At 38.9% G+C, this 16,560-nt stretch carries 15 protein-coding genes, 1 tRNA gene and 1 riboswitch; of the genes, 9 read left to right on the top strand and 7 right to left on the bottom strand.

Going from position 1 to position 16,560, the window contains the following annotated elements:
* Window positions 1-255: 255 nt before the first annotated feature.
* The 4 genes from HGR01_RS05065 to gatA form a co-directional block, all read right to left on the bottom strand.
* On the bottom strand, window positions 256-981 hold the full coding sequence (locus HGR01_RS05065) for a PEP-CTERM sorting domain-containing protein (RefSeq protein WP_045872508.1): 726 nt from the start codon (window positions 979-981) through the stop codon (window positions 256-258).
* Window positions 982-1,536: 555 nt separating this feature from the next.
* Window positions 1,537-2,625, bottom strand: a complete 1,089-nt coding sequence (locus HGR01_RS05060; protein WP_045872509.1) for a helix-turn-helix domain-containing protein — start codon at window positions 2,623-2,625, stop codon at window positions 1,537-1,539.
* A 458-nt stretch (window positions 2,626-3,083) separates the two neighbouring features.
* Window positions 3,084-3,986: an alpha/beta hydrolase gene (locus tag HGR01_RS05055; protein WP_194007922.1), complete on the bottom strand. Its 903-nt coding sequence runs from the start codon at window positions 3,984-3,986 to the stop codon at window positions 3,084-3,086.
* A 480-nt stretch (window positions 3,987-4,466) separates the two neighbouring features.
* The gene (gatA, locus tag HGR01_RS05050) at window positions 4,467-5,933 is read right to left on the bottom strand and encodes an Asp-tRNA(Asn)/Glu-tRNA(Gln) amidotransferase subunit GatA (protein WP_045872510.1); all 1,467 of its coding nucleotides are present in this window, start codon (window positions 5,931-5,933) and stop codon (window positions 4,467-4,469) included.
* Window positions 5,934-6,253: 320 nt separating this feature from the next.
* Here gatA and HGR01_RS05045 point away from each other — a divergent pair, with 320 nt between their 5' ends.
* The 8 genes from HGR01_RS05045 (at window position 6,254) to HGR01_RS05010 (ending at window position 12,975) form a co-directional block, all read left to right on the top strand.
* Window positions 6,254-7,603 carry an OB-fold nucleic acid binding domain-containing protein gene (locus HGR01_RS05045; protein WP_045872511.1) on the top strand — a complete coding sequence of 450 codons (1,350 nt, stop codon included), beginning with the start codon at window positions 6,254-6,256 and terminating at the stop codon, window positions 7,601-7,603.
* Window positions 7,604-7,843: 240 nt separating this feature from the next.
* Window positions 7,844-8,398 (top strand): hypothetical protein, encoded by a 555-nt coding sequence (locus tag HGR01_RS05040; protein WP_045872512.1) that lies wholly within the window; start codon window positions 7,844-7,846, stop codon window positions 8,396-8,398.
* Between the two features lie 325 nt (window positions 8,399-8,723).
* Complete coding sequence (locus HGR01_RS05035) at window positions 8,724-9,128, top strand: hypothetical protein (RefSeq protein WP_045872513.1); 405 nt, start codon at window positions 8,724-8,726, stop codon at window positions 9,126-9,128.
* Window positions 9,129-9,379: 251 nt separating this feature from the next.
* A complete protein-coding gene (locus tag HGR01_RS05030) occupies window positions 9,380-9,709 on the top strand; it encodes a DUF6464 family protein (RefSeq protein ID WP_071989451.1) in 330 nt (109 codons plus the stop codon).
* Window positions 9,710-9,779: 70 nt separating this feature from the next.
* A riboswitch (cobalamin riboswitch) is annotated at window positions 9,780-9,920 on the top strand.
* Between the two features lie 369 nt (window positions 9,921-10,289).
* On the top strand, window positions 10,290-11,069 hold the full coding sequence (locus tag HGR01_RS05025; protein WP_045872514.1) for an energy-coupling factor ABC transporter permease: 780 nt from the start codon (window positions 10,290-10,292) through the stop codon (window positions 11,067-11,069).
* The gene (locus tag HGR01_RS05020; protein ID WP_045872515.1) at window positions 11,053-11,355 is read left to right on the top strand and encodes an energy-coupling factor ABC transporter substrate-binding protein; all 303 of its coding nucleotides are present in this window, start codon (window positions 11,053-11,055) and stop codon (window positions 11,353-11,355) included. The genes HGR01_RS05025 and HGR01_RS05020 overlap by 17 nt, the downstream gene beginning before the upstream one ends.
* Entirely contained in the window at window positions 11,352-12,164 is an 813-nt protein-coding gene (gene cbiQ, locus HGR01_RS05015; protein WP_045872516.1) for a cobalt ECF transporter T component CbiQ, read from the top strand. The genes HGR01_RS05020 and cbiQ overlap by 4 nt, the downstream gene beginning before the upstream one ends.
* Window positions 12,139-12,975, top strand: coding sequence for an energy-coupling factor ABC transporter ATP-binding protein (locus HGR01_RS05010; RefSeq protein WP_045872517.1), 837 nt, complete (start codon window positions 12,139-12,141; stop codon window positions 12,973-12,975). The genes cbiQ and HGR01_RS05010 overlap by 26 nt, the downstream gene beginning before the upstream one ends.
* A gap of 114 nt (window positions 12,976-13,089) precedes the next feature.
* On the opposite strand, the gene HGR01_RS05005 is transcribed toward HGR01_RS05010, so the two are convergent.
* From HGR01_RS05005 to HGR01_RS04995, 3 genes are all read right to left on the bottom strand, one after another.
* Complete coding sequence (locus HGR01_RS05005; protein ID WP_045872518.1) at window positions 13,090-14,283, bottom strand: site-specific integrase; 1,194 nt, start codon at window positions 14,281-14,283, stop codon at window positions 13,090-13,092.
* 177 nt (window positions 14,284-14,460) lie between these two features.
* Window positions 14,461-14,534, bottom strand: a tRNA-Arg gene (locus HGR01_RS05000).
* 33 nt (window positions 14,535-14,567) lie between these two features.
* Window positions 14,568-15,665 carry a tocopherol cyclase family protein gene (locus HGR01_RS04995; protein WP_045872519.1) on the bottom strand — a complete coding sequence of 366 codons (1,098 nt, stop codon included), beginning with the start codon at window positions 15,663-15,665 and terminating at the stop codon, window positions 14,568-14,570.
* Window positions 15,666-15,913: 248 nt separating this feature from the next.
* Between HGR01_RS04995 and HGR01_RS04990 the strand changes: the two genes are divergently transcribed.
* A complete protein-coding gene (locus tag HGR01_RS04990) occupies window positions 15,914-16,546 on the top strand; it encodes a J domain-containing protein (protein ID WP_045872520.1) in 633 nt (210 codons plus the stop codon).
* The last annotated feature ends 14 nt before the right edge of the window (window positions 16,547-16,560 follow it).

Raw genomic sequence — 16,560 nt, 5'->3', positions numbered from 1 at the left:
TCCTGAAATTAGCTGAAAATATTAGCCAAGCCAGATACCAAAAGCTTTAATTGCCTCAATATACTGACAACATTGGCGAATAGTAAAATTCCCGACTTCTTGAAGAAATCGGGAATATTTGTGTTGCAATAGAGCCTTTAGCTAAATTTTGAGTTCCTCAAAGTTGGACTTTTTTATTATTAGCTTCAAATTATCTATGAATGTAATAAAAAAGTTGACAAATCACATAATCTATGGTTTACAATTTACCAGAAATTAAACTGTAACTTTGACTGCTAGGGCTTCTTTTTTAGCATTTTTGCCATTTTTCTTTGTCAATAATCCACCCATACCAAAAGCCATCAGACCAAAGATTGTAGCTGGTTCAGGCACAGATTGCGTAGGGGCACTGCTTACATAAGAAGTGCTGTTTACATAAGCATCACTAGCACCACCTACAAGGCTACCAGCATGAATACCTATTTGCAATTTACCTTTAGTAATAGCATCAAGAATAGAGTTGTAGTTTCCTGTAAACTGAATTCCTAAAACTTCACCTTTTTGTACTCCATTGGCGTTACCACCTACAACTCCAGCACCTAAGGTTGTACCATCCCATCCTGCTATTTTATTGCTTTGTGATAAATTGCTAGTATCACTGCTAAAGCTGACTCCGTTCAGAGATGTATTAAATGAAGAATTGAATGTTATACCAGATAAAAGATTACCTGCAGTACTATCAACGCTAAACGCAACCTGTTTAATAGTAGGGTCTTCATTTGCCACGGAAAGAGTATTGTTGGCAAACTTGAATAGCACAGTATTGTTTCCCTGATCAATAAGATCAAAGGAAAATTTGGAGTTATAAGCATCACCAACAGTATCACCACCAGCGATGTTATTGAATCCGAAAGTTACGGCAGAGGCTGGCATTGCAGTCGCTGCTAACGCAACGCCTGTTGTTACTACAAGCGCTGAAATAAAGGCAGTGTGCTTACTCATATGTATCTAAAATTGCAAGTGTAGAGATCTATTCAAAATATAATTTAGTGTTAGAAATAAAACATCTTATACAGGTTGATTTTATCGAAAGTTTAAGTTCGCAGAGTAGATATATTTGTAGCTGCTATTCTAAAGCTTAGGATAAGTAATATCTTATGTTTCTTATGCAGCAAGTGTTTCCCAAATTTGATGCTAAAAAGCAATAGCTTTTTGATTGAAAAACACATAGTTAAAATTCTAGATTAATGCCTTATAGAAGATAAAATTACTATGAAAAATATAAATCAACTATTTGGGAACTGGTGACTATATATACTAATCAATAGTTAAATGATTGACTGTAATTTAAGTGTTTTTACTAATTTATAGCAGATAAAACTTCTCAGGTTTAATTTTAATTAAAAATTAAATCAGTAATTAATCTCATTTCCCATGTAATAGCAGTCATTGCCAGTAGAAAGATGCCATGACATATTTATGGTAGTTTAACGGAGATAATATAAAGCGCGATCGCATTATTTAAACAGTACAAGAATGCAACCGCGTGTATTAGCGCTACAGTGCTTCTGGTGGAGAAATGTCAGGCCCAACCATCACACGAGTACTACCAGACTTTAGTCCTGGTTTAGCATTGGCTTCTTGTTTCTGAGTTGATTTAGGTAAGGATGAAGCGGGTTGGCTGTCCACATCAACACGAAGCGTTTTATCAGAGTTTGCTTGTGATGATACAAAAGACAATCCTCCTAATGCTCCAGCAACAAGGGCTGTATAGCCTACATATAAATGCATTGGGCGGAGTTCTAGTCCAAATCCACCAGTCGCTTTCTGCGCCTGACACCAAGAAGGTAAAGCGGCTTGTGATGCTGCTGTCTCATGTTTAGGTAAGGAAGCTGCTAAAGCTGTACCATTTAGTCCCAAAGTATTGCCGATAATGCGAATAAAGCCACGAACAAACACATCTTCTGGTAATAGATTTATATTCCCTTTCTCTAAAGCATCCATATGATGAATTGGCACATGAGTATGTTCTTTAAGTTCTATTAAAGACCATCCTCGCAATTCTCGTGCTTGCTGAAATTGTTGCCCTATTTGACGCAAAGTAATTGCATACTCTTCATTGAGTGTTTGCTGTTGTTGTTGGGTAGTAGATGGCTTCTGATTGTAATTAAGCCACTTCTTCCATACCTTTTTGGTTAATTTAGATTCGGGTTTATTGACTACATCATCTGTTGTAGCTACCTGTGATGGCAAATGATCTATATTTGTATTTGCTACTGGCTCGGATATGTCTGATTTAAGACTTGTTAGTGGTTGTAATAAATTACTAGAGTCTTCTGCTTTTATATTGGAAGAAATGCTAGCAACATCTGTCTGCGGAACGATATTTGTAACTTGTTGATGATGTGTTGCAAATTGCTGAAATGCTAAAGCAATTGCTTCTCTGCTGACTGCTTTAAATAAAACCTTGGCTTGCTCAGATGAAGACCCTAGCAACTCTTGTAAAGTACCTAAAGCATTCCTATAAACCTTACTACGGTGTAATTCAGCTTCAATATCAGCAAGCAGCGATCGCAATTGATCGCGAGGAATTTCAATAGGAGGATTTCCGGGGATTGTTAGCAAATATACAGATGTAGTAGTCATAGTTTAAGTCTCTTCCAATACTGGAGCCAAGAGTAGTTCCACCTGTATAATTGCTTCTTGTTTTTGCTGACTGATCCGGATGGTTCTCTGGGAATTTTCTACCCCTGAAAAGGTATTTTTATAAACAAAGTGAGTGGGTTACTGAGCATTAAATATAACTGTAGGTTTGACCATAAACTACAGCTAGTTACTATGCCGCGATAAATGTAATACGCAGTTGTTAGCTGAATAAAAACTTAGGTTATTCTGCAGTGCAAATCGTGATATTGCAACCAATACTACTCGGTTAAGCGTTTTGAATTCAAAATTGCTTTTGGGGAAAGGGTTAAAGGTTAAAGGTTAAAGGTTTTTTCCTTTTTCCCCCTTAACCGAAAAGTATTGATATTGCAAACACAATTAATTCGCTGGTGGAAAATACTTCACCAGCTATGTATCAAGTATCTATTTCACTGATTGAATTATCTGCGAACATAAACTTGTTTTACAAAATCATCAATCCATTGCAGATATTGCACACCAGCTAAATCTGCTAAATTGTTATGTCCAGCGTTGGGAACTAAAATTAGCTGTTTTGGTTCGGGCGCAATAGCATACAGTTTTTGGCTCATAAAAAACGGCACACTTGAATCTTCCATGCCATGAATAAATAAAACTGGCATTTTCACCATTGGTATTTTTTTTATCGATTCAAACCGTTGTGTCAGGATTAAATTGACGGGAAACATCCAAAACAAGTTCCTGTAAGCTACCACATCTCGAATAGAGGTAAAAGAACTTTCCACAATTAATCCCGCAGCTTCTGGGTGTTTGATAGCTAAATCAATTGCGATCGCACCGCCTAAAGAATGACCATAAATAAAAATATGCTTGGGTGGAATTTTTCGTTGCTGTACTAAATGATTCCAAGCTGTAGCTGCATCCTGATATACTCTGCTTTCGTTGGGAAAGGCCCCTTGGCTGCGACCATAACCCCGATAATCAATCAGCAATACAGAGAATCCTAGTTGATAAAACCGAGATGCATAGGCAAGATTTGCACCAATGTTGATACCGTTACCGTGGAGAAACAACAGAACTTTGTCATGGGATTTTTTATCGGTTTGTTTAGCTTTCATCCACCAACCGTGGATGCGTTCCCCTTTAGCAGTTCGCCCCGGTACTGGTAACCAAACTTCCTCATAAGGAAGATGAAACAACCCTGGTGTTTTTTCAATCACAGGAGAAGGAAAAAATATCAGCCGGGTTTGCTGAATAAACAGAAATATACATACACAAAAATATGCGATCGCACCAATAATAACGAATCCAATTACCAGCTTGAATAATAAATCCAATGGCAGTTGCAACCTGTTTATGCTCATTTACCCTGATTTGTTAGTTTCTCAGTATCTTGAATAATTCGTAATTCGTAATTCGTAATTTGTAATTAAGACAGCATAAAAAACTTCACCAAATCCGAGGATTGGTGATTACTGATTGTTGTAAGTATTTATGCTTAAATTATTTAATTACGAATTATTTTAATGAGAGGTAACTCAGTAATATTATATACATTAAATTCATATAAGTTTATAATTCTATTAATTTTTTAATATTTTTAGGACTTACGCAAAAGTCACGGAATTACGTCATTACGAGCGCAGCGACGTAATCGCCTGATATTCTGGGATTGCTTCCCTACACTTCGTTCCGGTCGCAATGACAAATTTTGCTTGCGTAAGTCCTGATTTTTATGCAATAAAAATATTAGGGATTAGCCGAATAAGCCTACCTAATCCCCAATCCCCAGTCCCCAGTCCCCAGTCCCCAGTCCCCAGTCCCCAGTCCCCAGTCCCCAGTCCCTACCCACCAATCACTTCTGGCTGACGTAAATGCCAATTAGTAGATTGCTCATAGGCGTAAGCTACTTGAAATAGTTGGTCTTCTCGCAGAACTTTGCCAATTAGCTGCAAGCCAATGGGTAGTCCATTTTCATCGAAGCCGCAGGGAACACTTAAACCTGGTAAACCGGCAAGATTGACAGGAATAGTCATCAAGTCAGTTAAATACATACTCAAAGGGTCGGTAGTTTTTTCTCCCGCCTTGAATGCTGTACTTGGTGCAGTTGGAGAAACTAAGACATCAACTTGTTCAAAAGCTTTTTCAAAGTCTTGCTTAATGAGAGTGCGGACTTTTTGCGCTTTTAGATAGTAAGCATCATAATAACCAGCAGAAAGGGCGTAAGTGCCAATCATGATCCGCCGTTTCACTTCTGTACCAAAGCCACTAGCGCGGGTACGAGTATACATCGACAGCAGATTATCTGCATCAGGAACCCGTAAGCCGTACTTCACGCCATCATAACGAGCTAGGTTAGCTGATGCTTCCGACGGTGCGATGATGTAGTAGCTGGGTAAACCATAGCGGAAGTTAGGACAGGAAACTACATGAATTTCTGCGCCTAAATGTTGCAGTTGTTCAATGGCTTTGGTAACTGCTTTTTCGACAACTGATTCTAAGCCTTCACCAAAAGTTTCTTTGATGACACCGATTCGGATTTTCTTTCTAGCTCTTAGGTCTGGTTTTAAAGTAGCAGCGTAATCAGGAATTTCTACTTTTAAGGAAGTGGAGTCTTTAGGATCATAGCCTGCGATCGCACTCAATAAAATTGCCGTATCTTCTACTGTGCGTCCAAATGGCCCAATTTGATCCAAAGATGAAGCGTAAGCCACCAAACCATAACGAGAAACTAACCCGTAAGTCGGTTTTAAGCCTACCACACCACAGAAAGATGCTGGTTGGCGAATTGATCCACCGGTATCAGAACCGAGAGACACAACGCATTCTTCCGCCGCCACTGCTGCGGCTGAACCTCCCGAAGAACCACCAGGAATCCGCGATAAATCCCAAGGATTAGCCGTAACTTGGTAAGCTGAGTTTTCTGTGGAACTACCCATAGCAAACTCATCTAAGTTCGTTTTACCAACCATCACCGCCCCAGCATCCGCCAGTTTTTGCGTTACCGTTGATTCATAAGGCGGCACAAAATTTTCTAAAATTTTAGAGGCGCAAGTGGTGGTAATGCCTTTGGTACACATATTGTCTTTGATGCCAATCGGAATCCCTGCCAACAGCCCAATTTCTTCACCAGCAGAGATTTTAGCATCCACAGCACGAGCCTGCTCTAACGCCTGTTGCGCCGTCACACACAAGAAACTGTGCAATTTTGGTTCTAAAGTTTGAATGCGGTCTAAAGCTTCTTGGGTAATTTCGACAGCAGAACGTTCTTTTTTAATTAGTTGTTCGTGCAACTCCCGGATGGATGCCATGATTGCTTCCTTATGTGACTCAAGTCCTTGATTTTAGTACATATTTGGGGAATTGGGCATAGCGCATGGGGCATTGGTAATTGGAATGGAGTATTTGATTATTTCTCCTTGTCCCCTGTTTCTTCCTAGTCCCCAGTCTCCAGTCCCTAGTCCCTAGTCCCTAGTCCCCAGTCCCCAGTCCCTAATCCATATTTTCGTGTAAAAGTATAGCAGTGTTCGCCGTGAAATAGATTGTGTAGTATGGGCATTGTTTGGCTTACAATCCAGATTAATTGATAAATTAAAGCATTTATATAGATTGCTGACGGGAGTACAGATAAATGGTCAAAATAGTTACACGGAGAGCTATAGGCGCAGCAAATGTCTATGACATTGGGGTGGAACAAGACCATAATTTTGCAATTAAAAATGGTTTGATCGCTGCCAATTGTTTTAATAAATCTCACTCTACAGCTTATGGATATGTCACTTATCAAACAGCATATTTAAAAGCTAATTATCCTTTGGAATATATGGCTGCACTGTTGACTGCTAACAGTGGTGATACCGACAAGGTGCAAAAATATATTGCCACTTGTATGAGTATGGGTATTCAAATCGAACCGCCAGATATTAATCGCTCTGGGGTGGATTTTACGCCAGCAGCAGATAAAATTTTATTTGGATTTTCTGCAGTGCGAAATGTGGGACAGAATGCGATCGCCTGTATTCTGGAAGCTAGGGAAGAAAGCGGCGAGTTTAAATCCCTGGGGGATTTTTGCGATCGCATAGATTTACGTGCTGTTAACCGCCGCACTTTGGAGTCACTCATCTCTTGTGGTGCTTTTGACAAAATCCAACCCAACCGTCAGCAGTTAACCCAAGATTTGCCCCTAGTATATGATTGGGCACAATCGCGCGCTAAAGACAGAGCTAGTGGACAGGGCAGTATTTTTGATTTATTAGGCGGTTTTGCTGCTACAAATAATAAAAACGGCAATAATGCTTTTGAAATTGCCCCGAAATCTCAACCTGTTTCTGATTTTCCTCCTCAAGAAAAATTACGGATGGAAAAAGAACTCTTGGGTTTTTATGTATCAGATCATCCTCTTAAATCAATTAAGCAATCGTCTTTGGTATTAGCGCCAATTAATCTTTCCCAACTAGGCGAACAACGAGATGACATGATGATTTGTGCAGTTGTCATGCTTAACGGGGTGAAAAAAGTAATCACCAAAAAAGGCGATCCAATGGCAATTTTACAAATCGAAGATTTAACTTCCCAGTCAGAAGCCGTTGTTTTTCCTAAAAACTATGAACGGATTAGTTCTTTACTGCAAGTGGATGCAAGATTGATTATTTGGGGTAAAGTAGACCGCAGAGATGACCAAACGCAATTTATTGTGGAAGATGCCGAACAAGTTGAAACAGTCAAACTAATTATGGTCGAACTCACCCCCATGCAAGCAGTCAACATTGAAGAACGCGATCGCTTAAGAAATGTTTTAAAAGAACAAGCTGGCGAAAAGGAAAAAGCCAAAATTCCTGTAATTGGAGTTGTGCAGTCAGGGAATTCTCGGCAGCTAGTCCGCTTTGGTAGGCAATTTTGGGTACAAGATTCTCTCAGTGCTGTGATTGCTCTCCAAAATGCGAGATTCCCAGCTCAAATTAAACCTTTGACTAGTAGTTAAAGATACAACACTAGAGGTTCATCAAGTTTGATTTATGATGTACTTCCAGTTATTATACGGATAATTGCTGGACTAGCTTGACATATGATTTACTACAGCGTCAACAGTAGATAGCCTTAGACAAACGACAATCGATTTAAATTTTTTGGTTACTTCTGCGGATGATAACTTCCTCTTTTGCATGGTATCTTTTGATGCCATGCCATATAGGCAATAATCAGGGGAAGGAGATCAGACTTGATGATGGTAACTGAGCTACATAAATTTGTATCATATTGTAGAAAAATACAACCTCAAACTCAAGAAGATATCAAAAAATTTTTTGAGGGGGTGCTTTTTTTCCCTTATGATAAAGAACTGCTATTACAAGCTTATTTATTCCTGAACCTGAGTAAATTATTTCCTTCTTGCTCAGAATTATTATTATTTGAAAAATCGCCCATTGCAGATTACACTGATTTAGGAAAATGTGATTTTGTCTATTTGACAAATCGCGGGAATCTATTTTTAATAGAAACTAAATTTATTGACACAGAAGCTACAGGTGCAACCGAACGAAAAAGAAGGAATAAGCATAGAAACAAGGTTTTTGACCAAGTTATTACCTTAAAAAGTCGATTTAGTGAATACTGGAATATTAGAAATGACCAATTAGAATGTGGCGTTTTTACAACCGATCCAGAAATAGATTGGCGTGGTAACGATGCCAATGTCATAACTAAATCTATAACTATAGACAATCTTGAAGAATGGCGAGTAAATTATAGCAAATACAATCAATTTGACAATCATTAATTTATTTGGCTGTGGATGTTATCAGTTTCAGTTATTAAAAATCTTTTTATTAACCCGATAAATTCAGAATATAACTTTACAAGGCAGCACCACATTTAATATTTGCCATTTAAAAAGCAAATCTTTAAACCTGATTCTTTAACTTGTTCCCCACACCAAATTTTGAATTTAAAATTCTCACCCTTGTAGTATTGGAACTACATTCTCAATTCAGGCTGACTCCACACAGTAATTTTTGTTTACAACTTCACCAAAACTAAAGTAGTATTTTTGTACTAATAACCTGTTAAAATGCCTTAACAGCTAGTTAGTCTTGTTAAAAAGTATGGAAGAATACAAAACAACACCTAACCTGGCGATTGTGCCATTTCCCACAAAAGCAGCAAAAACAGCGATCGCACCATTGCAATTGCCAAAAGACAATATAAGTGATGAGTGGGAGCGTTTATTATCCCAAGGGCAATGCATCAATCAAATGGCTGCACAGTTAGAAGCGATGATTTTAGAATTCAAAGCGATCGCCAGCAAATTGCAAGAAAAAAGCAAGCCGCATCAAAGCACTTGTCAGTATTTACCATTGGCTATCCCTTGGGTGAGACAACAGTCAGATGAGTCATTTATTCTCACAACCCGCAAAATCGATTTATTTCAAGCCGAAAAAGAAGCGCAACAGCTAGCGCAACAACTGCGCCAGCAAAGCCGTAGCAAAGAATTGCGATCGCAGTCATAAGTGCGTCCCGTACCCAATGCCCAATGCCCCATGCCCCATGCCCATCAACAAATCTTAAAGTTATGAAGGTGCAACTACAGCCCAACCAATAAACTGTAAAAGCTATGCTGATTAAAGTGGTACTCGATACCTCTAAATTAGAGGTCGCAGTGCCACTTGCTATTGTTAGTCAGGAAAAACTATCCTACTGGCAAGGCGCAAAGCTGAAACTGCCCTAAGATTTGCACTCACGAAAACGAGGTAAGGAAAAAGTGTTAAAAACTCTTTTGGTAATCGCCATTGGTTTCTTACCCTCCCTGTTCTCTTTATGGATCATCCGTAAAACTCATCTACGGACGAGGTTAAGGATGAGACAAGCCGCTATTAATGGCTCCAGGCTGAGAGCAAGACAAATTAGGCAGATTGAAGGCGATCGCTACTATTTAGAAGGCGTAGGTTATCTGGTTGGCGATATTAGCTGCAAATTTAATGCTCGATCCGGTCATATTCGCTGTGCTGTGAATCCCAATGGCCCATGTCAAGGATGTCGTCACTATGAACCTAGAGAATTAGCTGAGAATGAATCTAAAGAATATGCCTGAATATATAAGATTTCTAATTTTTAATTACGAATTACGAATTACGAATTATTAATGATTCCCTAATGATATACTTTGTCTTAATTTAATGGGTTCTGATGAATAGCACCCATCAGACGTAAGGGGGAAAGTTCGGTGTAAATCCGGCGCTGTCCCGCAGCTGTAATCTCTTATTGAGTAAGTCAGAATGCCCGCCTATTAGTTATTTTTGTGGAAACACATCTGCGAGGTACAGATGCGGTCTTATTTAGTATTTTGTCAAATGATTTATCCAGATCTGCCAACAAAGCGGCGGATATTGTTTGTTAAATACCAGAGTAGCGATCGCTCAACGAATTTTGATTGCCTACACTGTATTACTTAACAACTATGGATTTATTTAAAAAATTGAGCCAGCTTTTATCAGTAGCTAAATACCAAAAGTATCAAGATGCCTATAGCTGTGTAGCCAGTATAACTATGTGGCAATTTTGACTAATGTAAAGTTGTACTGCTACCAACTAGATTTATGTGGCATAAATCTAGTTGCTCTAGCTAATTAGTAAGAATTTGGATACTATTTGAACTCTGCTGAAACATCAAAATGAGAAAAAATCGCGTTAAGCTACATTTAGTTTTATTAGCATTAGGCAGCTTGTACTTTATAGTAGGCTTACCCAAACCTGCCTATGCGATGCACATTATGGAAGGCTTTTTACCAGTGCAGTGGGCAATTTTTTGGTGGGTAGTCGCCTTACCGTTTTTTGTTTTAGGATTGCGATCGCTAACTCGGATTACGCAAGCTAACCCGCAGCTGAAATTACTCTTGGGGTTAGCAGGTGCTTTTACATTCGTGTTATCAGCTTTAAAACTGCCTTCTGTTACAGGTAGCTGTTCCCATCCTACAGGCACAGGCTTAGGAGCAGTCTTATTTGGCCCCTTAGCCATGTCAGTTTTAGGTAGCTTGGTGCTGCTATTTCAAGCTTTGTTACTTGCACATGGCGGTTTGACAACATTGGGAGCAAATGCTTTTTCAATGGCGATCGCGGGGCCATTTGCAGCTTACTGGGTATATCAACTGACGATGCGGCTAACTGGTAAACAAAGAATCGCCATATTTTTAGCAGCCGCTTTAGCAGACTTACTCACTTACATTATTACTTCTTTCCAGTTAGCTCTAGCTTTTCCTGCACCTGTGGGTGGCTTTATTGCTTCATTTACCAAATTTGCAGGAATTTTTGCGATTACTCAAGTACCCTTGGCAATTAGTGAGGGTTTGCTGACAGTCCTAGTGTGGAACTGGCTACAATCATACAATCCTCAAGAATTAGAATTATTGAAATTAATTAAACAGGAACCCCAAACTAATGAAACAGTCTCATAAGGGATGGCATAACTGGTTATTGGTGCTTGCAGTTATTGGTTTAGCAATTGCGCCGTTAATATTAGCACGCGATGCCGAATTCGGTGGTTCCGATGGCGAAGCTCAAAAGGCCATTAGTCAAGTAAAACCAGGATATGAACCTTGGTTTCAACCCTTATTTCAACCACCTAGCAAAGAGATAGAAAGTTTATTATTTGCATCCCAAGCAGCTTTAGGTGCGGGAGTTATTGGTTACGCTATTGGCTTATATAGAGGACGTTCGCAACAGCAAAGAGATCAAGAATGACGCTGCAACTAGACAGTTTAGCCTACACCAACCGACTCAGACATATACCACCAGAACATAAAATAATTTTTGCGATCGCTACTCTTGTTATCTCCCTTTTTACCCATCCATTAGGCCAAATTCTCATTGCTTTGTGGATGGGTATTTGGATAGTTATCTACGCTAAAATTCCTGGTGGTATTTACTTAAAATTATTAATAGTTGCCAGTTTTTTTTGGTTAACCAGTTTACCAGCACTGATACTCAATAGCATCTCTATTGCAGATTTAGCTAGTGTATTACCAGATTCATGGTCAGGATTAACATTTGGACAATATTATATCTACATTAGCCGCAGTGGTAGCGAACAGGCATTAGCAATTTTTACCAGAGCATTAGCTTCTATTTCTTGCCTATATTTCTTAATGTTAACTGTTCCTTTCACAGAAATATTACAAACTTTGCGCCGCATTGGATGTCCTGTGCTTTTGACAGAACTTTTGTTGCTGATGTATCGGTTTATTTTTATTCTGTTGAGAACATCTCATGAGTTGTGGACTGCTCAACAATCTCGTGATGGCTACCGTACTTGGCGCATTAGTATGAAAAGTTTAGCATTACTGATTGGGCAGTTATTACAACGAACTCTACAACAATATAATCAATTCTCTTTAGGATTAGAAACACGCGGTTTTCAAGATGAATTCCGAGTATGGCATCCTCATCGCTATCGTCCACAACCGCGATATATCATAGAAGCAATTTTTGGCTGTGCATTATTAATCGCATTACAATTGTCTCAAGATGCAGGAATATTTACTCGAATTTGAGCAAGTATATTATAAATATTCAGGCTCACAGCAATCGGCTCTCAATGGTTTAACTCTGAGAGTACCTAAACACAAAAAATGTGCATTAATTGGTCAAAACGGTTGTGGTAAGACTACCCTATTTTTATTAGCTAATGGTTTATATAAACCCAACTCGGGAAATGTACGGTGGCGAGGTGAAGCCTTTAATTATAACCGTCATTATCTCAGTAATTTAAGGCAAAAAGTCGGCTTAATATTTCAAGATCCAGAGCAACAATTAGTAGCGGCTACTGTGGAAGAAGATATTTCCTATGGTTTATGTAATTTAGGTTTGCCGACATCAGAAATTCAATTAAGAGTTGAGCAAGCCTTAGTTGAATTTGGGCTAACATCTTTAGCAGAGAAACCAGTGCATCATCTCAGTTTAGGTCAAAAAAGGCGAGTTTCCATAGCAGATGTTATGGTGCTGCAACCAGAACTATTAGTATTAGATGAGCCAACTGCATATCTAGATGTTAAGCATACTCGCAATCTAATGGCAACGTTGAAAAAAATTCATCAAGCCGGAACTACTTTATTAATGGCAACCCACGATTTAGATTTAGTTTATCGGTGGGCAGATTGGGTTTTTGTGATGGATAAAGGACGGCTAGTATTAGAAGGTAAACCCCAAGATGTATTTATGCAACGTGAACTCTTAGAAGAATTAGAGTTAGGTTTGCCATTAATATATGAAATGTTATTTGATGGTTTATCGCCTGAAGAATCAGCAGTTATTCAACGGATACAAAAAAGGATTTGGGAAAGAAATGAATTAGATAATGGGTAATGGTAATTGGTAATTGGTAATTGGTAATTGTTGATATTCATTTGATATTCATGTCAGGCTCCCTTTAGTTAATTATGACAGTGAGTTAATGCTAGCTTTGCTTATTTTTCTCAGCTAAAACTCTGGAACAAACAAATCTCTTTTATTACCTGCATAGTGTTTATAAATTATCTCAGGAGAATTGCCAACTAATCGGGCAACGTCTTTAGCATCTAATCCATTTTCTAGCGCTAAAGTAATAAAAGTGTGTCTAGTTTGATAAGGTTTTCTGTATTCAATACCTAAACCATCTAAAACAACTTTCCATGTTCGTTTTCTAAAATTGTCAGTATCAATGTAGGTTTTTTCTTGAGGACTAGGGAACAAAATATCATCATTGTTTTTACCTTCACATAATCTTTCAAGTATAGGTTTTAGTTTTTGATTAACAGGAAATCTCCTTTTATCTTGAGTTTTCAATCCTGATTTTTTAGCCAATCCGCTCTCTGTTAAGACAACTGCACAATCAAATGTTACATATCTAAAATCGCTAGAAACATTTTTTATTTCAAGTGCAATAGCTTCTGAAGGTCTACACCCAGTGAGAAATAAGAACTCTACATAGTCAGCATAAGAAGAATGCTTAACTCTAGAATATTTAGAACAAAATTGATTACTCCTAAATGCTTCAATTATTAAATCTCTTTCATGCACACTAAAGGGGTTTATTTCGCCATCATCATTTTTTTGAGATTTAGGAATTGTGATTTTACTAGACATTCCATTAAAAGGATTATTAGTAATAATTTGTGAATCAATTGCCCAATCACAACAAGCGCTTAAACGAACGATAAATCTTCTAGCTGATTCTGGAGGAATATTACTTAAAACCCAATCTCTAATTTCAACTGCTTTCTCTAAATCATGAGTAGGCAATTTACGTACATAGTTACTAAAAGTTCTCCACTGAAACCTCATTGTGCTGGGTGATGAGGTTTTTCTTTTATGTTCTATAAACTTTTCCCAAATGTCATGAAGACTAACAGAGTATTCTGGTTGCTCTGTTTCTGCTAATCGAAAGGACTCAGGACGGTATTTATTTAATGTGTAGTCAAAAGTTCCTGGAACAAGAATATTAGCTTGAATGTCTCTCTCTATCTCTTTAGCCTTAGCTTCTGCTATCTGGCGGTTCCCTGGCGTGTCATCTAGTCCAAGTGTTAAGTATTTTTGCTTTCCATTAAATAATTGCCGGGGTAACGACAACCGTAAGCGCTTGCGGAAACTTTCAACTACGACGGAACCTTTAGTATTGCGTTTTCCTGATTGCATAATGAATATCTTAGACGCTCAGTCTAACGTACCAGATTTGTGATAGTCATTTGATAGTCAATTTGGGTTGTTTAACAAATGCTAGACAGTGCTTCTGTACTATATTTCAGCAAATAGGACAAAAAATAAATCCCTGAAACCTTTATAATTCATAGGTTTTAGGGATTTATGGGGGTACGGGACTGGTGCGTCTCGAACGCACGGCCTAGCGCTTAGGAGGCGCTCGCTCTATCCAACTGAGCTACAGCCCCAATGACGAAGCATTTATTATGATAGCAGTAGTTTTAACTAGACTGCCAGCTATCATCCCAAGAACCGCCGCCAGTTTCTAAACCGCACAGCGAACTTTGTGCTTTGAGGATAATTCGAGGTTTGCCGTTAGTGCGATCGCGTAATTGCAAATCTAGTTTTCCTTTCATAGTATCTCGACAACAGTACATTAAACCTTGTGCTGTCGGCGCACGTAAAGGCGTACCAGGTAAATCTGTGGTGCCAATTAACTCAACTTCATAATCTGCATTGTGTGCTTGTATTTGCCATCTACCCCAAGGTTGAATATTCCACTCAACTTTTGAGTTCCAGGGTACAAACTCATAAAATTTGCCTTGATAATGCACACCAATCATCGCTACAGATTCCATCCACCACAGCACACCCCGTCTTCCACCACCTGCAGTTAATGCTAAGTCGGGTTCGTTGTGGAAGCTATTACAATTGAGCCAAAACCATTTTTGCGGAAAAGCACCACCCCAATTTTTCTCTCCATAGGCTGGGGCGTTAGTAAATTCATAGATTTTCCCATTCCAATCAATCCAACCACTAGCTAAACCATGAGCCATTAAAATTTGCCATCCTGGTTCAAAAATCTGCAAAAATGACAGCCAGCCAGCAGTGGATTGTTGCAGACTTCCATGATTACCCCAAGCGTATATCGGCTTGATTTCGTACCGCCAACGACAATAATTCCCTGTAGCAGGGTCGCTAATGATGCCTTGATTCAAAGTAGCGGTAGCTTGATAGCCTTGTTGAATATGGCGCTCAAACTCTTCTGGAAGCAGGTAGAAGCCTTGGGTGGGTAAATCTGTTTTCCCCCAATGACCTAAACCTAAAACATCTCGACTAGCCCAAAATTTTTTCACATCAGGAAAAGTCCGGCAAAGATACTCATCTTGTGGCCCCAGAATTTGCGCTGCACCACCACTGTGAGGTTGATTACCAATAGGGTCTTCAATTGAGTACATGAAAGCAAAGGTTTCACCACAGTCTGGTAAGGTAACTCGATAATACCAGCCCTCAAAAAAGCGGCGGTTACTATCATCCCAGTGGTAACCGGAATGGGGTGTTTGAGTGGTGTCGAGAAAGTTTCTGGGAATACTAAGCATAATGTCAATGTGTTGCCTATTTCCCAGTATGCACAATATTCTCCAATGAATAATAGACTTGCTGCAGAAGTCGGGGAAAGGTTTTGTATATTCCCCTTCCCCTTTAACCTTTCCCCTTTTTCCATCTCTTGCAAAAGTGCTTTTTGCAAGAGATCTAATGTGTCATAGTGTATTTAGCTAAAACCCAAGAAATTTTTAGAAATAGTTAGCATAGATGTATACGGTTAACTATTTCTTCGGTTTACCCGATGTTTAACGACAAGCAGCGAGATCATCTACACCTCGATATTAATAATCCTTTTGAAATTTTGGGGCTGAAACCGGGTGCATCACAAGCACAGGTAAAGCAAGCTTACCGTCAGTTGGTGAAAACTTGGCATCCCGATCGCTTTGGGGATGAAAAACAAAAGCAGGAAGCAGAGGCAAAAATTAAACAAATCAATGCAGCTTATAACCTGATTAAGTCTGAAGGTTTAGCTACGACTGTTGAACAGCCAGCTGCGCCGCAAAAATCTACTCACGTATCTACTAATAGCTGGAATGCGGAAACCTTCTACAATTTGGGGGTAGAGAATGCCCGTCAAGGGCGATATGAAGAAGCGATCGCAGATTTTACACGCGCAATTCGCCTTAATCCTCGCTATATTCAGGCCTACAAGTATCGTGGATTAGTTTGCTCTCAATTAGGATTTGAGTATAGAGCGACTTCCGATTTAAATAAAGCCGCGCAGCTAGAATTAGATTTGAGGATGCCTAAAACTAATTACAAATCAGAATACTCAAGATGGTCAACACCATATAGGCAACCCGCAAAATCTCAACCACTAGTAAAAAGATGGTGTCAGAAATTTAAAAATTTATTTCATTTCAATTGGTTTTAGAAATTGATAATTTT

Origin of the sequence: Tolypothrix sp. PCC 7712, assembly GCF_025860405.1 — a bacterium.
Classification (GTDB): Bacteria; Cyanobacteriota; Cyanobacteriia; order Cyanobacteriales; family Nostocaceae; genus Aulosira; species Aulosira diplosiphon.
This window is presented reverse-complemented; position numbering and strand designations above follow the sequence as displayed.